The sequence below is a fragment of the Xanthomonas sp. JAI131 genome (assembly GCF_013410075.1).
Taxonomy (GTDB): Bacteria; Pseudomonadota; Gammaproteobacteria; order Xanthomonadales; family Xanthomonadaceae; genus Xanthomonas_A; species Xanthomonas_A bonasiae.
Map to the genome: position 1 here is coordinate 378,163 of NZ_JACCCN010000002.1, position 17,861 is coordinate 396,023.

The following is a 17,861-nucleotide window of genomic DNA, read 5'->3' on the forward strand; positions in this document are numbered from 1 at the left end:
ACATGACCAGCTATTGCGACATCGCCCCCGGCCACGCGCTGCACGGCCCCTACCACGACGACGAATACGGGGTTCCGCAGCGCGCCGAATCCGACCTGTTCGAACGGCTGGTGCTGGAGATCAACCAGGCCGGACTGAGCTGGGAGCTGATGCTGAAGAAGCGCGCCGGTTTCCGCGCCGCCTATGCCGGGTTCGATGTGGACACGGTCGCCGGCTACGGCGAGGCCGACGTGCTGCGCCTGCTCGCCGACCCCGGCATCGTCCGCAACCGGCTCAAGGTGCACGCGGCGATCCACAACGCGCAGGTGATCCAGGGCCTGCGCGCCTCGCACGGCGGTTTCGCCGCCTGGCTGGACGCGCACCATCCGCGCGCCAAGGCCGAGTGGATCAAGCTGTTCAAGCGCACCTTCCGCTTCACCGGCGGCGAGATCACCGGCGAGTTCCTGATGAGCCTGGGCTACCTGCGCGGCGCGCACCGCGAAGACTGCCCGGCCTTCGCGCGCATCGCGCGGCTGGATCCGGCGTGGATGCGCAGCGCGTGAACCATGCCGCGCCTGCGTGCGTCGCCGGCGCCGCCTCGCAGCGGATGCCACGGACACGACCGACATCGTGGATTGCGGCAACGCTGCTTGCGCTGGCCGCGTTCGGCGCGGCGCAAGCGCATGCGGCCGATGGCGGGACGACGACGCTGCCGCAGGTGCTGGAACAGCTGCGCCGCGAAATCGAGGCCGAACCGGCCACCGACCCCACCCCGATCGACACGGTGCTGCAGCGCCATGCGGACACCACCGGGCTGAGTTTCGACATCGCCACGGCGGACGCGGACGGCGCCGCGGCGCCGCCGCCCAAGCAACCGGCCGGCGCCAGCGCCGCCGAATGGCAGGCGTTGCGTACATACCTGGGTCCCGCGAGCACCGTGCAGGACGACGTCTCCGAAAACGGCAACCACCACTACACCCTGCTCGACCTGGACGAAGACGGGCAACGCGACCTGCTGGACAGCGCCTACGTCGGCGGCACCGGCCTGTTCACCGAGATCGCGGTGCTGCGCCGCGACGCCGCGCACGGCTTCCTCGCCCCGCCCAACGCCGCATCCGAAGCGGAACCGGCGACGGGGGTATTCAGCATCAATGGCCGCGGCGGCGACCAGGCCCTGTACTGGCTGCGCATCGACGGCCGCAGCTATGCGGCGTATCGCGACGGCGATTACTTCCAGGACACGCTGACCCTGTCGCGCCCGCTGTCGCCGCTGCCCGGCGAGCGCAGCAGCCCGCGCGTGCTGCAGGTGCGCTACCGCTACCGGCACATGCTGGCGCCGCCGCAGGATCCGGCGCAGGCCACGCCCGAGGACCAGGACGCAGCGCACTGGCTGGCACAGCACCCGCAGTGGCGCGCGGTCGCGGACCGGGAGCTGCAGCGCCTCGGCTTCGATGCGCAGGGCCGGCAGCGCAGCCCGGACCCGAACGCGCGCTGCCCGGTTCCGGCCGGGATCGGCGACCCCGAGGAACGCGCGCAATGGCCGTGGCGCGATGCCGGCCACTACACCTTCGACTACGTCGCCGACCTGCGCCTGCGGCACGGATCGGACTGCTACAGCGCCAGCATCGTCGCCTTCCGCAGCAGCTACCTGACCTCCTACGTCGCCTGCTGCGCGCTGTGGCTGTACGCCGCGCCCGGCCAGCAGGCGGTGGCGTTGCCGTTGTTGTCCATTCGCGCGCGCGCCGGCGTCGCAGTGGTCGCGGCCACGCCGGCTGGGCAATGAACGCCGCCGGCTGACCGTCTGCGCCACGCCGGCCGCGCCACGGCCGACGCGGTCTTGCCATGGCATGCACGGCGCTTGAACGCCGCCGCCGGCATGGTCGGCGCATGAGCCTGCGTATCGGCATCTCCGGCTGGCGCTACCCCCGGTGGCGTGGCGTGTTCTATCCGCCCGACCTGGTGCAGCGGCGCGAACTGGAATACGCCTCGCGCTGCTTCCGCTCGGTCGAGCTCAACGGCTCGTTCTATTCGCTGCAGACGCCGAAGAGCTACGCCGCCTGGCACGCGGCGACGCCGCGCGGCTTCGTGTTCGCGGTCAAGGGTCCGCGTTTCGTCACCCACCTGAAACGGCTGCGCGATTGCGAGCAGCCGCTGGCCAACTTCTTCGCTTCCGGCCTGCTCGGGCTGGGGCCGAAGCTGGGACCGTTGCTGTGGCAACTGCCGCCGTCGCTGGCCTTCGACCCTGCATTGCTGGACGAGTTCCTGTCGCTGTTGCCGCGCAGCCACGCAGCGGCGCTGACCCTGGCCAGCAAGCGCGACGCCGCACGCATGCGCGAGCGCAGCCTGCTGCATATCGACCGCAACCGGCGCCTGCGCCACGCGCTGGAGGTGCGCCATCCCAGCTTCGCCACGCCCGCGGCGATCGCGCTGCTGCGCAGGCACCGCGTCGCCCTGGTGCAGGCCGACACCGCCGGCAAATGGCCGTACCTGGAAGACGTGACCGCCGATTTCCTGTACCTGCGCCTGCACGGCGACGCGCAGCTGTATGCCAGCGGCTACAGCGACCAGGCGCTGGACGCCTGGGCCGCACGGATCGACGCCTGGCACCGCGGCGGCGAGCCGGCCGCGGCGCAACGCGCGGGTCCTGCCGCCGCGCGGCGCACGCGCCGCGACGTGTATTGCTACTTCGACAACGACATGAAGGTGCATGCGCCGTTCGACGCGCGGCGCCTGGCGCAACGGCTCGGCATCGCGACGCCGTGCCCGGATCGCGACGAACGCGACGGCTGACGCCGGCACCAGCGCGCAACGGTACACCCCGACACGGTCGTTGCGCCGAAGCGCACACGCAGCTCCGCCGTGCGGGCGGATCAAGCCGCCAGCCGCGCCTGCCAGAACGGCGCTTGCGCCCAGCGCCGCTCGCGCGCGTACAACGCCCCGCGCTCGCGCAGATAGGCACGGAAGCGTGCGAACACCCCGTCCTGGTAGGCCGCCAGCGGTGCCGCGCCGCCGCCCTGCAGCCGCGCCGCCAGGGCGTGCGCCGCCGCCTCGCCGTCCTGCAGGGCCTTGACGATGCCGTGCGCGGTCAGCGGGTCGTAGGCGCTGGCCGCGTCGCCCACCGCCAGCCAATCCTCGCCGACCACGCGGCTGAGGATCGCCGACGGCCCGAGTGCGGCGATCAGGCCGCCGGCATCGGGCAACGTCGCACCGCCCTGCGCCAGCCAGCGCGCGACGTGCTGGGTCTGCTGCGCCGCCGCCAGCCACGACGCCGTGTCCAGGAAATGCCGCTGCCGGCGCGGCTCCAGCGCCAGGGCCAGCATCATGCGCCCACCCGGCAACTTCGCCGCGTACCACCAGCCATCGCGACAGGCCTCCAGCAAGGCCTGCGACGGAATCGCGTCCGCGCGCTCCAGCGCGAAGACGCCGGCGACGAACGCCAGGCAGTCCACTTCGTTGCGCGCCACGCCCAGCCGCCGCACCGCCGCGGCGGCGATGCCGCTGGCATCCACCAGGAATCCGGCACGCACGCGCTGCGCACCGCCGTGCTGGCCATGCAGTTCCAGGACATGGCCGCCGTCCGCGTCGCGGCCGATCGCGCCCAGGCGCAGTCCGCGCAACAGCGTGCCGCCCCGCGCCGGAACCGCCGCCGCCAGCATCGCATCGAAGGCGGCGCGATCCACGTGCCAGCCCTTGCCCTGGCCGGCGACGATGAAGTCGTTGTAGCCCAGTTCCGGCGCGCCCCAACTGGCGCAACTGCCGGCCGACGCCAGCGGCCGCTGCGCCAGGAACGCGTCCCACACGCCCAGGCGCTGCAGCGCCGCGCTGGCCGTCGGTGCCAGCGCCTCGCCCAGCCGCCAGCCCGGCGCGCGGCCCATGTCGACCACGACGACATCCTCGACACCGCGCGCGGCCAGCGCCAGTGCGGTGGCGCATCCGGCCGCACCGCCGCCGACGATCGCCACGGCATGGCGTGCATTCGCGGCCATCGCGTCGATCGGCTCAGCCGAGACCATCGGCGTCGGCGGTCACCGCTGCCGACGGCGGCGGATAGGCCGGAATGTTCGCCATCGGCCAGGGCGCGACGAATTCCTGGCCCACGTCGAACTGGCTCGCGACCTCCAGGTACATGTCCGCCGGATACGGCGGCTGTCCCGCCGGCGGCGCGATCTGCGCACCGCTGACGACGAAGCCGACCTTGGCCCAGTTGGCGACGAAATCCGCGTAGTTCTGGAAGCGCCCGACCTGCGCCGGATAATCGCTGTCGGTGCCGCTGCCGCGCACGGAATACACCTGTGGGCCCGGATACCATGTCTCGTCGTCCGGATCGACCTGGCACAACGCCACCGGATAGACCGCGAAGGGCCGTTCCGCCGGCCACGACCAGAACAAGGTGTTGTTCGGGGTGATGTTCGTGTTGCTGCTGCCGGCTCCCGGGTTGGGATCGGGCAGATGGGTGGCGCAGGAGTTGTAGTCGGTATGCCACGGCACCGACATGAACTTGGACAGATCGCCTGGTTCCACCGGGTACGACTGCAGCGGCACGTAGCCGAAGCTCAGGAACGGCTTGCCCTTCTGCGCGGTGCCGTAGTCCAGCGACGCCTGGTTGATGCGGAACGGCCCGCAATCCTGTTGCTGCCATTGCGTCACATAGAGGTTGGTGTCGCGGATCGGGAACGACACCTCGATGCCCGGGCTGTAGCGGCCGCCCAGGCAGTTCTGCAGCGTGACCCGGTCCAGCAGCTCGCCGGGTCCCAGCGTCGGTGCGCCGCCTTGCACGTAGTTGTTGCCATGCCACTGGTTCAGCAGGAAGTACTGGGTCGCGCTGACGCTGAGGAAGCTCTTCTGCGCATCGCCGAGCGAGAGCGGCATCATCGGCGAGCCGGTCTGGGTGTCGGCCGTGGAGGCGGGATCGCGGATCAGGGTCTTCAGGTTGGGGATCTTGGCGGTCGGGTCGTCGGTCGGCTGGATCTGCCCGATCATGTCGTGGCCCCTGATCGCGCCCGACGGCAGATTGGTGTTCCAGCGCTGCAGCATGGCCGCGTGGAAGATCGGCTGGATGTCGTCGCTGAAGGACGGCTGGTAGGTGCCGACGAAGGCGTTGTTGGCGTACAGCGACGGCACCAGCCCCAGTTCGCGCACCCACACGTCGTAGACGTCGTCCCAGGTGGAGACCACATTGCGGGTCTGCGGCGCGTAGCCCGGATCGCCGGTGACGTACCAGGCGCCCTGCACGCTGGCGCTGGAGCCGTCGCTGAAGATCAGCACCGCATTGACCGGGCCGTCGGCGGCATCGTCGTACCACAGGCCGTTCTCGGTCGCATCCGTCAACGGCGGATAGCTTCCGTCGGCCTGCGCGACCGCCGAGGTCCGCGCAAAGCCGCCGGCCACGATCAACGCGCCGTTGGCTTCCACGCGCATGTCGCCCAACGAGTCGAGCGTGCCCAGCGGCTCGTGAAGCGTATGGAACATCGACGGGAAGCTGACCGGATAGTCCGGCGCCGGCTGGATCGTGCCAGCGGCATCGGCGTAGCTGGGAGTGGTCTGCATATCGAAACCGAGCGCCGCCGCACTGCCGGCAGCGACGCTGATCGCGCGCGGACCGGGGTCGATGACCAACTGCTGCAGGCGCACCGGATCGTCGGGGTCGCCCGAACCGGTGTAGTCCGGATTGCGCAGTTGCAACAGGCCCGGCGACTCGTACGCGGCGATGCCACGAAACTGCTCGCCCTTGCTCACCGTCGAATAGTTGTTGAGCTTCTTGTTGGCCACATGCACGGTCCAGACGATGTCCTTCACCATCTTGCCGTCGATCGTGCTGCCCACGTCCACGCGCGTGCCGCCGCCGTTGGGATACGTGCCGGAACTGCCGCTGGGATAGGCGTAGATGTGGAAACGCGCGGCCTGGCGCTTGACGTTGCCGTCGGCATCGCGGAACTGCTCGGCGGTGATCGGCGTGGACTCGGTACCGGGCTGCACCGGCAAGCCGCCCATCAGACCGTCGGCGCCGCGCACGCCGGCCGCGGTCACCGGGGCCAGATAGAACGCCTGGCTATCGCCGACGCGGCCGATGCCGATCGCCGGATGCACTCGAAACACGTTGCTGGACATGATGATCTGCTCCTGATCCGGATGAGGGGGCGCGCATCAGCGCTGCGCGGCCGGCCGCGGCGCCGGCGGCGCCTTCTGCGGCAGCTGCGCCTGGAAGTAATCGTTGATCACCACATGGCTGAGATTGACGTTCAGCCCCGGCAACGACTGCGCGCGCGGATCGGGCGAAATCACCTGGGTGGTGTTGTGGCAGGCGAAGCAGTTGTCCTGCGTGCTCTGCACCTGGGTGAAGGTCTCGATGGTGGAATTGGACAGCCGCATCGATCCGGTGAGCAGCGGCGATTTGTCCGGCGGCACGCACTCCAGCGACGAGCCGGGCTGGAAGGTGCAGTTGGGCTGCAGCGCGTCCATCTGGTTGAACCAGATCGCGCCGACCTCGAAGTAGTTCTTCCACACATCGTTCAACTGGCCATCCACCGAGGCGTTCATCGACTTGATGTTGTCGATGTTGCAGTCCTGTCCGCTCGGGCACGGCTTTTCTCCGCCGTAAGGCACCATGCGGCACACCTGGGTGACCGGGCTCAGGGTCTGCGTCTGCGCGTTCAGGGTCAGCGCACCGGAACCGGCCGCGTTGAGGTTGCACTGCTTCAGCGGGGTATTGGCCTGATAGAACGTCCAATCCCTGGCGGAGACGATATCGTTCGGCTGCATCTTCTCCATCGGCTGCGGCAGGTCCGGCGCATTGTTCTGGTGCTCGAAGGTGGCCCAGATCATTTCCGGATGCCCGTTGACCGTGCCGCCGATATGGAAGCCGACCAGCGCCACGGTCTGGGTTTCGGTGTCGGCGGTGGCGACGATCTTGCCCTTGCGCATGCCCAGCTTCGCGATCTGCGCCTGGCGGGTATAGAACGTCGAGACGTCCTCGCCCGGCTGCACCACCTTCCACGCCGCCTTCAGGGTCATGCTGCCCACCGGAAAGGCCGTGTCGGGATTGAATGCGCGCAGTCGCTTGGGGTCCTGCAGGCCGTTGCTGGCGATGAACTGGCCGAAGACATCGTTGGAGTGGATCGAGTAGTAGACCGCGCGTCCGTTGCGATCCACCAACACCCCGTCCGGCCCGGCCTGATCGATCAGTTCCACGGTGCGCGCCTGCTGCGCGCGGCCGATCAACGGGTCCAGCACGCCGTCGGCGACACCGCCGATGCCGTCGGTGGTCATGGTCAGGAACCGCGGCTGGCCGCCCACGTCCTGGGTCAGCCACAGGAACGCATTCCACGACCAGATGTGGAAGTCGCAATTGGTGCTGTCGGAACCGAAATCCGTCGAATCCGGCGCCGGGGTGTTCGCGTGCGGAAACCAGTTCGAATTCGGCGACCCGGGCGGCACGCAGGCGCCGGCCACGGATCCCGGCTTGGTCGGCAGCACGCCGCCACTGCCCAGCTGCGGTCCCGGACCGGGACCGGGATTCACGGCCGAACACGCCGCGATCAAGACACAGACAAACGCCGCGAACCCTATCGCACGCTTCATCGCATTCTCCTTCGGTACGCGAAAGACAGCTGAAAACGCCACATTCCATGACGGCGCGCGGCCATGCGGCAGCTCACGATGCCAACCGGCAAGCGCTGGAAAATCTAGTTCGGTTCCCCCATCGCAGGCACGATGACTCCCGTGGATCGCGTCACGTCATTCGCGCGTATTGCCCCTCGCCTGCGCAACCAGCATGCGCCGCCGGCGAACGCGCCGACAAGGCCATTTCGTAGACACGCGGGATCTCCCGTAGACAGTTGCGAACGGGCCCATGCCTTCACCCGAGGCATGGCGTCCTGACTCCAACTGTTGCTGCGGTCACGCGCCCGCAGCGCATGGAATGCGCATCATGAAAGTGCGAAAGGTGGATCGGACGCCCACTACCGCAAAGGCGGTTGCACGCACATGGGATCGGCACGGCATCGAGCGCCGCCTGGCGATGGTGTCGGCATTCGCCGCCTGCGTCCAACGCAGACCGACGCGTCGCGCATTGCGCGCGTCGCGCAACGCAGGCGCAGCGGCGTGCCGCTCACACGCCCATGTAGCGCCCGGAGCGGTGGTTGAACATCAGCACCAGGCTCAGCACCACCGCGCCGATCGCCGAGTACAGCACCTGCTGCGGCGCCAGCACGAAGAACGCGATCAGCATCAGCGCCCCGTCGAAACTCATCTGCACCTTGCCCGCGCTCCAGCCGCGGCTGCGCTGCAGGTAGACCGCCAGGATGCCGACGCCGCCGAGGCTGGCGCGATGGCGGATGAAGAACAGGATCGCCAGCCCGACCAGCGCGCCGCCGACCAGCGCCGAATACAGCGGCGTCATCGCCGAGTACTGCGCCCAGCGCGGCAGCAGATCGGTCAGCACCCCACAGGCGGCGACCGCGACGAAGGTCTTCAGGGTGAACTCCCAGCCCATGCGCCGCACCGACAGCCAGTAGAACGGCAGGTTCACCAGCACGAACATCAGGCCGAAGTTCCAGCCCAGCGCGTAGTGCAGCAGGAACGCCACCCCGGCCATGCCGCCGATCATCAGTCCGCCCTGGGCGAACACCGCCAGGCCCAGCGAGGCCACCAGCGTCGCCAGCAGCATGCCCTGGATGTCTTCGGCCACGCTGTGCCGCAGCGCCTGCGCATCGCGCGCGGTGCCGGCCGAATCCGCCGGCGGCGTCAGCGGCCCGGAAGTGACGACGGTACCGTCGTCGGGCAAAGGGTCCAGGTCCGGACGCAGATCGGAATCGGGGAGGCTCACGGGAATAGGCAAGACGCGGGGGTGCGGTATTAGACACCAAGCGGGGCGGTGGTTGCAGATGAAACTTCATCCACGGATCGCGACCGCATGCCGGACCGGCGATGCGCCGGCCCCCCCGGCGACGCCGGCTCAGCGGGGTGCGGGCAAGTTCACCTGGATCGGTTGCTGCAGCAGCACGTTCACCACCAGCATGAAGATCGCCAGCGAAAAGAACGGTGCGACGATCGCCAGCCACACCCACGTCCACGCGCTGAATCGCTCCTGCGGGCGTTCGCGCAAGCCGCGCGCCCGCTTGAAGCGGACCAGGCGCCGGTTGATCGCGAGCAGCGGCGTCCAGGACAGCAGCGCCAGGAACGAAAGTCGGGTCGGCCACGCCGCCAGCAGGCTCAATCCGACATAGGCCAGGGCCGGTCCCCACCAGCCCAGTACGCTGCGGCGGTGCGCGCCGATCAAGCGATCCAGGGCGCGGAAGCAGGCGAAGATCCAGATCAGCGAGAACACCGAGCGCCACACCGGCGAGATGCGCCGGCGCCCGGAGATCAGGCGGATCGCCTGCCAGTTGCGATAGAACCAGTACAGCGCATACCAGCCGAACGTGGTCGTGCACAGCAGGGCCAGCTTTATGCCCGACGGCGCGAACAGCGTGGCCAGCGGATCGGTCGGGGCGGCGTCGGGCGCGGCGTCCGCCAGCGCGGCGGCGGGGACGGCGTAGGGGTTGTCCATTTGCATGCGTGGCACTCGGCCGATGCGTTTGTCGAATCACGCCGCGTCGACCGCGGTCAGCGAGCGAAGGCGCGGCGCTGCCGCTTGTCCGCGTACATCTCCGCATCGGCGTGTTCGAGAAGTTCCTCCAGCGCCTCCGCGTCCAGATCCCGCCGGTCGCACAGGGCCAGGCCGAAGCTGGCCGACAGCCCGGTCGCGAAGCCGTCGTCCTCGCCGGGATTGGCAAGCGCCCCGCGCAGCGCATCGGTGAGCCCGCGCGCCTTGTCCGGCGTGGTCAGCGGCAGGTACAGCGCGAACTCGTCGCCCCCGCGGCGCCCGAGCAACTGGCCCGGCCGCAGACAGCTCCGGCAGCGCTTGACGAAGGCGCGCAAGGCCGCATCGCCGGCGGCGTGTCCGAACTGGTCGTTGATCGCCTTGAGGTTGTCCATGTCGGCGACGATCACCGCCAACGGACGTGGCTCCTGTGCGGCCAGTTGCAGATCGTTGAGCACCTGTTCCAGGAATCCGGTCCGCGACAGCGCCCCGGTCACGGGATCGCGCACCAGCGCATGGCGCAGCCGCGTGTTGTCGGCGTAGAGCCCGGGGACGGCCAAACCGAAGTAGCTGTTCGCCGCCAGGCTGATCATGGCGAACTGCAGCGCGAGCGCCTGTGCCTCGAGCCGCAGCAGCGGCGTGGCCAGTGCGATCATCAGGCTGAAGGCGGCGATCGCCACCAGCGCCTGCAGCATTCCGTGGGTATGCACGATCCACAGCTGGATCACCACCACCACGAACAACGCGAAGACCACCGCCGGCTGTCGCGGCAACGCGGCCGCGAGCCACATCACCACCAGGGTGATCCCGAGCAGCAGCGCGAGCTTGACCAGATAGCCCGCGGCGCTTCCGCTCGGCGCGATCATCCCCGACAAGCGCGGGATGCCGGGCCGCGGTGCGATCCCCAGGGACTCGGCCAGACGCAGCACCGCGAGGATCGCCAGCGGGCCGAGCGCCAGCAGACCGGCGTAGTCGCCGATCGCCCACGGGATCGACTGGGCGAACATGGCCGGCAGATCGATGGCGCCGGTGACGACCAGTCCCGCGCCGCCCAGGCAGGCGGACAGCAGCGAGGCCACCCCGCCGCCCAGGATGAAGTAGGTGACCGCGCGCGGCAGGCTGGTCGAGGACATCCCCTGCCCGACCCGCCGCAGCAGCCAGGCCAGTCCGCCCCAGATGCAGAACTGTTGCGCGGTGAACAGCAGCGCGTACCACAGGACCGCCCGGCCGGGGACGGCCGGATGCTCGGTCGTGCGATAGAAGCTGAGCAGCGTGGCCAGCACGCAGGCGATGGCGATCGCCGGCGCGCCGCGCCAGCCCAGCACCATGAAGGCGGCCAGCGTCACCGCCACCGGCGGGAACCACAGGCTCGCATGCGTCTGATAGCCCAGCACCCGCGCCAACTCGAAGCCCGCCAACCACGCCACCACCAGCACCACCGACAGCATCAGCAGCGCGCCGGGACGGCGCGGCGCCGCGGCGCGCGTGCGGAACGGCGCCTCGGCGTCCCAGCCTGTCATCCATCCGCCTCCGGCCGGTTCCGGACGGTGGCCGAACCGGGGCCGACGAACGCGGTGACCGAACTGTCGTCGCTGCCGCCCACCACCACCGACGCATCGCCGCTCAGCCGGATCGGCCAGCTCATGTTGCCCGCGGCCCAGTTCCATTGCAGCGCGCCATCGCTCGCATCCCACAGGGTGAACCCGCCAGGCGTACCGTCGGGGTGGCCATCGGCCAGCCCCAACCAGCGCCCGCCAGGATCGAACGCCAGGCAGTTGGGCGAGTACTGGCTGGACGCCGTCCACTGCGGCTGGGCCGCGCCGCCGGTATCGGCGAACACGGCGACGATGCCGCCTTGCGGGACGTTGCCGGCGATCGCGACCTTGTCCCCGGCGGCATCGCAGGCCAGCCCGTAGATGGTCTTCGCGCCACCCGGTGCTGCCACGCTCCAGGCCGGCGCGGGCGTGCGCTGGAACGCGGCCACGTCGAAGGCGTACAGCGTGCCGTCGCCGGCGCCGGCATAGGCCCTGCGCCCATCGCCGGACAGCGCCGCGGTATGGGTGTAGGCGCCATTGGGCAACTGCCAGCGCGCCAGCGCCGTCGGTTGTCCGGAGGCGATCGAGAACAGGATGATCTCGCCGTGATAGCTGGCCACCAGCCCGGTGCTGCCGTCGATGGAGAGGCCCGTGGCGACGACGGTGTCGCCGGCAGCGCTCAGCGCGATGTACACAGGCGCGGGGAAGGCTGCGGCGGCGGCGCGGCAGAACAGATAGCCCTGATCGGCACCGGCCAGCAAGGTCAGCCCGCGCCCATCCAGCGACACCATGTTGCCGCGGCCCCCAGTCAGCGGATACGACAGCAGTTCCTCGCCGCCGGGCACCGACCAGGCCCCGATGAAGCCCGCGTACGGATTCTGGCTCCTCCAGCCGCAGCTGGCGACGGTGCTCCCGTTCGCCGCGACATCGACCCAGTACACGCCCTGCCAGCCGTCGAATTCCTTCGCCAGCAGCGGCTTGCCGGTGCGATCCCAGGCGTAGGTGCCGAAGGTCCCGTCCTGGTTGCCGCGCACATCGCTGCGCGTGGCGGCAGGGTCGATGCGTTCGAAGATCTTGCGCTGGGCGACGGGCACCGCGTCCAGCCCGGCACTCTGCGACGCGCTGCTGTATTCGTGGAAGAAGGTACCGGCGGCGATGACATTGCCATCGCCGGACACCGCCACCGAATTGATGTAGTAGCCGGCATGCGGCTGTGTCGACCAGAGCACCTCAGGCACGTCGTTCACGCGGATCCCCTCCCTTGGGTTGAAGAGTCCTCAACGGACTCCTGCGAGCATTTGGCTGAAAACACGACACCAGCGGAGGACCTGCATATAACCGGTGTCGTGTCGATTCCCTGTCATCTTGCCTGCGCCTGCCCTCCCGACCGCCTGTCGGACGGACGGACCGGCTCAGCGCACCTCGGCGATCTCCACCCCGTCCATGCCCTGCGCCAGGGTCTTGGCGTCGCCGCCCTGGGCGAGCTTGATGCGCAGGCGCACTTCGTTCTGCGAGTCGGCGTGGCGCAGCGCGTCCTCGTAGCTGATCTCGCCGGCCTGGTACAGCTCGAACAGGCTCTGGTCGAAGGTCTTCATGCCCAGGTTGGTGGATTCCTTCATCACGTCCTTGAGCTTGTGGATCTCGCCCTCGCGGATGTAGTCCTGCACCAGCGGGGTGCCGAGCATGATCTCCATCGCCACGCGCCGGCCCTTGCCGTCGGGGGTCGGGATCAACTGCTGGGCGACCACGCCGCGCAGGTTCAGCGACAGGTCCATCAGCAGCTGGCTGCGGCGGTCCTCGGGGAAGAAGTTGATGATGCGGTCCATCGCCTGGTTGGCGTTGTTGGCATGCAGGGTACACAGCACCAGGTGGCCGGTTTCGGCGAAGGAGATGGCGTGGTCCATGCCTTCGCGGGTGCGCACCTCGCCGATCATGATCACGTCCGGCGCCTGGCGCAGGGTGTTCTTCAGCGCGTTCTCCCAGCTGTCGGTGTCGATGCCGACTTCGCGCTGGGTGATGATGCAGCCTTCGTGCTTGTGCACGAACTCGATCGGGTCTTCGATGGTGATGATGTGCCCGGTGGAATTCTGGTTGCGGTAGCCGATCATCGCCGCCAGCGAGGTCGACTTGCCGGTGCCGGTGGCGCCGACGAAGATGATGATGCCGCGCTTGGTCATCGCCAGGGTCTTGATCACCGGCGGCAGGTTCAGCTCATCGACGGTGGGGATGCGCGTCTCGATCCGGCGCAGCACCATGCCGACCTGGTTGCGCTGGTAGAAGCAGCTGACGCGGAAGCGCCCCACCCCGGCCACGCCGATGGCGAAGTTGCACTCGTGGGTCTTCTCGAACTCCTCGCGCTGCGCCGGGGTCATCACGTTCAGCACCAGGTCGCGGCTCTGCTGCGAGGTCAGCGGCGTCTGCGTGATCGGGGTGATCTTGCCGTGCACCTTGATCGCCGGCGGCATGCCCGAGGTGATGAACAGGTCCGACGCCTTCTGGTGCGCCATCAGTTTCAGGAACGAGGTGAAGTCGATGGTGCTCATGGCTTGAACTCCGGGATTTGGGATTGGGGATTAGGGATTCGCAAGAACCGGGCTGGCGAGTTGCCCTGCCAATCCCGAATCCCGAATTACCAATCCCGGCTACTCGAACACACGCTTGTCCTTGGCGTACTCGCGCGCCTGGTTGCGGGTGATCAGGCTGCGCTTGACCAGGTCCTGCAGGTGCTGGTCCAGGGTCTGCATGCCGTTCTGCTGGCCGGTCTGGATCGCCGAGTACATCTGCGCCACCTTGTCCTCGCGGATCAGGTTGCGGATCGCCGGGGTGCCGACCATGATCTCCCACGCCGCGGTGCGGCCGCCGCCGACCTTCTTCAGCAGCGCCTGCGAGATCACCGCGCGCAGCGATTCGGACAGCATCGAGCGCACCATCGGCTTCTCGCCGGCGGGGAACACGTCGATGATGCGGTCGATGGTCTTGGCCGCCGAGCTGGTGTGCAGGGTGCCGAACACCAGGTGCCCGGTTTCCGCGGCGGTCAGCGCCAGGCGGATGGTTTCCAGGTCGCGCAACTCACCGACCAGGATGATGTCCGGGTCTTCGCGCAGCGCCGAGCGCAGCGCCTCGTTGAAGCCGTGCGTGTCGCGGTGCACCTCGCGCTGGTTGATCAGGCACTTCTGCGAGGTGTGCACGAATTCGATCGGATCCTCGACAGTGAGGATGTGGCCGTATTCGTTCTTGTTGATGTAGTCGATCATGCCGGCGAGCGTGGTCGACTTGCCCGAGCCGGTCGGGCCGGTGACCAGGATCAGGCCCTGCGGCTGGTCGATCAGCTGGCGGAAGATCGGCGGGCAGCCGAGGTCTTCCAGGGTCAGCACTTCCGAGGGAATGGTGCGGAACACCGCGCCCGCGCCGCGGTTCTGGTTGAACGCGTTGACGCGGAAGCGCGCCAGGCTGGGAATCTCGAACGAGAAGTCGACTTCGAGGAACTCTTCGTAGTCGCGGCGCTGCTTGTCCGACATGATGTCGTACACCAGCGCGTGCACCTGCTTGTGGTCCAGCGCCGGGATGTTGATGCGGCGCACGTCGCCATCGACCCGGATCATCGGCGGCAGGCCGGCGGACAGGTGCAGGTCGGATGCCTTGTTCTTGACCGAGAACGCCAATAGTTCAGCGATATCCATACGCTGCTTTTCCCCTTGGGCTGCGACTGGAAGGATGATTCCCCGGGCGGCAGTATAGCGCCCTTCCCCATTGCCAGAAGCGCCGCCCGTGCCCCTCTCCCCCTTGCAGCAGATCCGCCTGGACATGGACCGCGCCGCGGCCTGCGCACAGCGCCCGCCGGCGTGCCTGCTGGCCGTGTCCAAGACCCAGCCGGCCGCGGCGATCGCGGCCCTGGCCGCGCAGGGACAACGCGCGTTCGGCGAAAACTACGTGCAGGAAGCGGCCGGCAAGATCGCCGAGCTGGCGGGGCTGGAGCTGGAATGGCATCTGATCGGCCACCTGCAGTCGAACAAGGCCGAACAGGCCGCCGTGCTGTTCGACTGGGTGCAGAGCGTGGACCGGATCAAGCTGGTCGCCGCCCTGGCCAACGGCCGCCCGGCGCAGCGGCCGCCGCTGAACGTGTTGATCCAGGTCAACATCGACGACGAGACCAGCAAGCACGGCTGCGCCCCCGACGAGGTGGACGCGCTGGCCGCGGCCATCGCCGCGCAACCGAGGCTGCGCCTGCGCGGGCTGATGGCGATCCCGGCACCGTTTCCCGAAGAGGCGCTGCGGCGCGCGGCGTTCCAACGCATGCGCGCCCTGCTCGCCGGCCTGCAAGCGCGGCACCCCGGCGCCGACACGCTGTCGATGGGCATGAGCGGCGACTTCGCCGCGGCGATCGCCGACGGCGCGACCATGGTGCGCATCGGCACCGCGCTGTTCGGCAGCCGCGCGCCACGCGCGGCGCCCTGAAACCGCGCAGCGCGGCCGACGCTGTTGCGATGGCAAGCGCGTGCGCGCGCTTGTCTACGAAATATTCAAACGCGATTAAGCGACGTCGGAAAGATGTCGTAGGTCAAACAGTTGAAAAACATCGCTTTTCTGCGTGCCCGAACGTCCGCCCGCAGATCGGGTCAATAACCGTTAAGTCGGTCAAAGTCCTGCCTCGAAAACCTCCGCTTCCATGGCGCCGGCCGCGGGCTTTCCGCGGCCCATCGCCGAATGAGATCGGCTCGTACGAGGTCAACCAAATGGATGCATCGACCAGATTCCTGCTTGCTTCGTGTGTCATCGGCTTGCTGCAGGTCCCCGCCGCCATGGCCGCGCCAATGGCGACTGCGGCGTCGGCAACCGACGAATCGCTGATGACGCCCGCCGAGGTGCGCGCGCACGGCGCCTGGCGCGACACCATGGCGCACCTGCCGGCGCCGGCCGAAGGCTGCTTCCACGCCACCTACCCCAGCACCGACTGGCAAGCGGACACCTGCAAGACCCTGACCCGGCATGTCCATCCCATCCCGCACCGCGTGCACTGGGGCGCCACCGAAACCACCGGCAACGGCTACGACTACGCGTTGCAGTCCAGCACCCTGATCAGCAAGACCGTGGGCAGCTTTCCGCAGGTCAGCGGGGTCACCTCGGAAACCGGCGTCGGCGTCTCCGCCTTCGGCGGCGGCGGCATTCTCGGCCCCAACGAATACTCGCTGCAGATCAACTCCAACTACGACGGCACCACCAGCGTGTGCAACGGACACTCCGGCTGCACCGTGTGGCAGCAGTTCGTCTACGCCACCGACTACGAGACCCAGGGCGAGGCGGCGGTGTTCATCCAGTACTGGCTGATCGGCTACGGCTCCAGCTGCCCCAGCGGCTGGCTCAGCGACGGCGGCACCGACTGCTACCGCAACAGCAATGCGGTCAGCGCCCCCGACGTGCCGGCGACACAGCTGGCCAACGTCAAGCTGACCGGCTCGGCGACCGCCAACGGCAACGACAGCATCACCTTCACCAACGGCAGCACCGCCTACAGCATCAGCGCCAAGGACAGCGTGGTGAAACTGGCGACGGTGTGGAAGTCGTCCGAGTTCAATGTGGTGGGCAATGCCGGCGGTTCGCGCGCGAACTTCAATTCCGGTTCGTCGATCACGGTCAAGGTGGCGGCGACCAACGACTCCACTGCCGCGCCGACCTGTGCCGCCAATGCCGGCACCACCGGCGAGACCAACAATCTGAACCTGGGCAGCTGCACCGCGTCGGGCGGCAGCACGCCCTCGATCGCCTTCACCGAGGCCAACTGAGCCACCCCGCGCTGGCGATGCGGCCTGTCGCCAGCGCGGGCCACCGGAACGGCAGCAGCGGCCGCTCGCCGCGCCGGCCAGCGGCCGACAGGCTGTCCGCCGGCAGTGCAGCCGCTACCATAGGCGCACTCGCGTCCTCGGTGCCTCGCCATGCCTCCTGCCCATTCCAGCGCCGACATCGCCTTCATCGGCGGCGGCAACATGGCCCGCAGCCTGATCGCCGGACTGGTCCGGCAGGGCATCGCGCCGGACACCATCCGCGTCGCCGAGCCGGTGCCGGCGCTGCGCGAGGCGCTGGCCGCCGACTATGCCGTGCACGCGGTCGCCGAGGCGGCCGAAGCGGCCGACGGCGCGCCGCTGTGGGTGTTCGCGGTCAAGCCGCAGGTGCTGCGCAGCGTCTGCAACGAACTGGCCACGCTGGCCCAGGCGCAGCGGCCGCTGCTGCTGTCCATCGCCGCCGGCATCACCGCACGGCAGATCGACCGCTGGCTGGGCGGCGCGCACGCAGTGGTGCGGGCGATGCCGAACACGCCGGCGCTGCTCGGCGCCGGCGTCACCGGGTTGTTCGCCAACGCGCAGGCCAGCGCCGCGCACAAGCGCCAGGCCGAACAGTTGCTGGCCGCCGCCGGCGTCACCGTCTGGGTCGAGGACGAGGCGCTGATCGATGCGGTCACCGCGGTCTCCGGCAGCGGCCCGGCCTATGTGTTCCTGCTCGCCGAAGCGATGGAAGCGGCCGCCATCGCGCAAGGCCTGCCGGCCGCGGCGGCGCGCACGCTGGTGCTGCAGACCGTGCTCGGCGCGGCGCGCATGCTCACCGAATCCGGCGAGGCGCCGAGCGAACTGCGGCGCCGGGTGACCTCCCCCAACGGCACCACCCAGGCCGCGATCGAGACCTTCCAGGCCGGCGGCTTCGAGGCGCTGACCGCCACCGCCATCGCTGCCGCCGCCGCCCGCGGCCGCGCCTTGTCTGCCGCCAACGACTGACCC

15 protein-coding genes are annotated in these 17,861 nt (G+C 69.1%); 6 read left to right on the forward strand and 9 right to left on the reverse strand.

Features of this window, described 5'->3' with window-relative positions:
* Window positions 1-2: 2 nt before the first annotated feature.
* The 3 genes from HDC36_RS08470 to HDC36_RS08480 all read left to right on the forward strand — a co-directional run bounded on the left by HDC36_RS08470 (window position 3) and on the right by HDC36_RS08480 (window position 2,769).
* Entirely contained in the window at window positions 3-542 is a 540-nt protein-coding gene (locus tag HDC36_RS08470) for a DNA-3-methyladenine glycosylase I (RefSeq protein WP_179566270.1), read from the forward strand.
* Window positions 543-586: 44 nt separating this feature from the next.
* Complete coding sequence (locus HDC36_RS08475) at window positions 587-1,762, forward strand: hypothetical protein (RefSeq protein WP_179566271.1); 1,176 nt, start codon at window positions 587-589, stop codon at window positions 1,760-1,762.
* Window positions 1,763-1,866: 104 nt separating this feature from the next.
* Window positions 1,867-2,769, forward strand: a complete 903-nt coding sequence (locus tag HDC36_RS08480; RefSeq protein ID WP_179566272.1) for a DUF72 domain-containing protein — start codon at window positions 1,867-1,869, stop codon at window positions 2,767-2,769.
* 80 nt (window positions 2,770-2,849) lie between these two features.
* Here the strand turns inward: HDC36_RS08480 and HDC36_RS08485 are convergent, their stop codons facing one another.
* The 9 genes from HDC36_RS08485 to HDC36_RS08525 form a co-directional block, all read right to left on the reverse strand.
* Window positions 2,850-3,965: an FAD-dependent oxidoreductase gene (locus HDC36_RS08485; protein ID WP_218848120.1), complete on the reverse strand. Its 1,116-nt coding sequence runs from the start codon at window positions 3,963-3,965 to the stop codon at window positions 2,850-2,852.
* Between the two features lie 13 nt (window positions 3,966-3,978).
* Complete coding sequence (locus HDC36_RS08490) at window positions 3,979-6,087, reverse strand: LodA/GoxA family CTQ-dependent oxidase (protein WP_179566273.1); 2,109 nt, start codon at window positions 6,085-6,087, stop codon at window positions 3,979-3,981.
* A gap of 36 nt (window positions 6,088-6,123) precedes the next feature.
* Entirely contained in the window at window positions 6,124-7,497 is a 1,374-nt protein-coding gene (locus HDC36_RS08495) for a hypothetical protein (RefSeq protein ID WP_343204324.1), read from the reverse strand.
* 589 nt (window positions 7,498-8,086) lie between these two features.
* A complete protein-coding gene (locus tag HDC36_RS08500; RefSeq protein ID WP_179566274.1) occupies window positions 8,087-8,803 on the reverse strand; it encodes a YitT family protein in 717 nt (238 codons plus the stop codon).
* 129 nt (window positions 8,804-8,932) lie between these two features.
* A complete protein-coding gene (locus tag HDC36_RS08505) occupies window positions 8,933-9,532 on the reverse strand; it encodes an MFS transporter permease (protein ID WP_179566275.1) in 600 nt (199 codons plus the stop codon).
* 50 nt (window positions 9,533-9,582) lie between these two features.
* The gene (locus HDC36_RS08510) at window positions 9,583-11,079 is read right to left on the reverse strand and encodes a GGDEF domain-containing protein (protein ID WP_179566282.1); all 1,497 of its coding nucleotides are present in this window, start codon (window positions 11,077-11,079) and stop codon (window positions 9,583-9,585) included.
* On the reverse strand, window positions 11,076-12,341 hold the full coding sequence (locus HDC36_RS23655; protein ID WP_179566284.1) for a PQQ-binding-like beta-propeller repeat protein: 1,266 nt from the start codon (window positions 12,339-12,341) through the stop codon (window positions 11,076-11,078). Before HDC36_RS23655 ends, HDC36_RS08510 begins: the two co-directional genes overlap by 4 nt.
* A gap of 165 nt (window positions 12,342-12,506) precedes the next feature.
* The gene (locus tag HDC36_RS08520) at window positions 12,507-13,637 is read right to left on the reverse strand and encodes a PilT/PilU family type 4a pilus ATPase (RefSeq protein WP_179566286.1); all 1,131 of its coding nucleotides are present in this window, start codon (window positions 13,635-13,637) and stop codon (window positions 12,507-12,509) included.
* Window positions 13,638-13,736: 99 nt separating this feature from the next.
* Entirely contained in the window at window positions 13,737-14,774 is a 1,038-nt protein-coding gene (locus HDC36_RS08525; protein WP_104557606.1) for a type IV pilus twitching motility protein PilT, read from the reverse strand.
* Window positions 14,775-14,886: 112 nt separating this feature from the next.
* On the opposite strand from HDC36_RS08525, the gene HDC36_RS08530 reads away from it, so the two are divergent.
* From HDC36_RS08530 to proC, 3 genes are all read left to right on the forward strand, one after another.
* Complete coding sequence (locus HDC36_RS08530) at window positions 14,887-15,549, forward strand: YggS family pyridoxal phosphate-dependent enzyme (RefSeq protein ID WP_343204340.1); 663 nt, start codon at window positions 14,887-14,889, stop codon at window positions 15,547-15,549.
* 278 nt (window positions 15,550-15,827) lie between these two features.
* Complete coding sequence (locus HDC36_RS08535) at window positions 15,828-16,874, forward strand: hypothetical protein (RefSeq protein ID WP_179566290.1); 1,047 nt, start codon at window positions 15,828-15,830, stop codon at window positions 16,872-16,874.
* A 150-nt stretch (window positions 16,875-17,024) separates the two neighbouring features.
* Window positions 17,025-17,858, forward strand: coding sequence for a pyrroline-5-carboxylate reductase (proC, locus tag HDC36_RS08540; RefSeq protein ID WP_179566292.1), 834 nt, complete (start codon window positions 17,025-17,027; stop codon window positions 17,856-17,858).
* Window positions 17,859-17,861: the final 3 nt, after the last annotated feature.

Coding starts and splice junctions, on each gene's coding strand:
- HDC36_RS08505 (WP_179566275.1), bottom strand. CDS start 9,532: ATGCAAATGGACAACCCCTACGCCGTCCCCGCCGCCGCGCTGGCGGAC.
- HDC36_RS08470 (WP_179566270.1), top strand. CDS start 3: ATGACCAGCTATTGCGACATCGCCCCCGGCCACGCGCTGCACGGCCCC.
- HDC36_RS08510 (WP_179566282.1), bottom strand. CDS start 11,079: ATGACAGGCTGGGACGCCGAGGCGCCGTTCCGCACGCGCGCCGCGGCG.
- HDC36_RS08490 (WP_179566273.1), bottom strand. CDS start 6,087: ATGTCCAGCAACGTGTTTCGAGTGCATCCGGCGATCGGCATCGGCCGC.
- HDC36_RS08535 (WP_179566290.1), top strand. CDS start 15,828: ATGGATGCATCGACCAGATTCCTGCTTGCTTCGTGTGTCATCGGCTTG.
- HDC36_RS08475 (WP_179566271.1), top strand. CDS start 587: ATGCCACGGACACGACCGACATCGTGGATTGCGGCAACGCTGCTTGCG.
- proC (WP_179566292.1), top strand. CDS start 17,025: ATGCCTCCTGCCCATTCCAGCGCCGACATCGCCTTCATCGGCGGCGGC.
- HDC36_RS08525 (WP_104557606.1), bottom strand. CDS start 14,774: ATGGATATCGCTGAACTATTGGCGTTCTCGGTCAAGAACAAGGCATCC.
- HDC36_RS08520 (WP_179566286.1), bottom strand. CDS start 13,637: ATGAGCACCATCGACTTCACCTCGTTCCTGAAACTGATGGCGCACCAG.
- HDC36_RS08485 (WP_218848120.1), bottom strand. CDS start 3,965: ATGGCCGCGAATGCACGCCATGCCGTGGCGATCGTCGGCGGCGGTGCG.
- HDC36_RS08480 (WP_179566272.1), top strand. CDS start 1,867: ATGAGCCTGCGTATCGGCATCTCCGGCTGGCGCTACCCCCGGTGGCGT.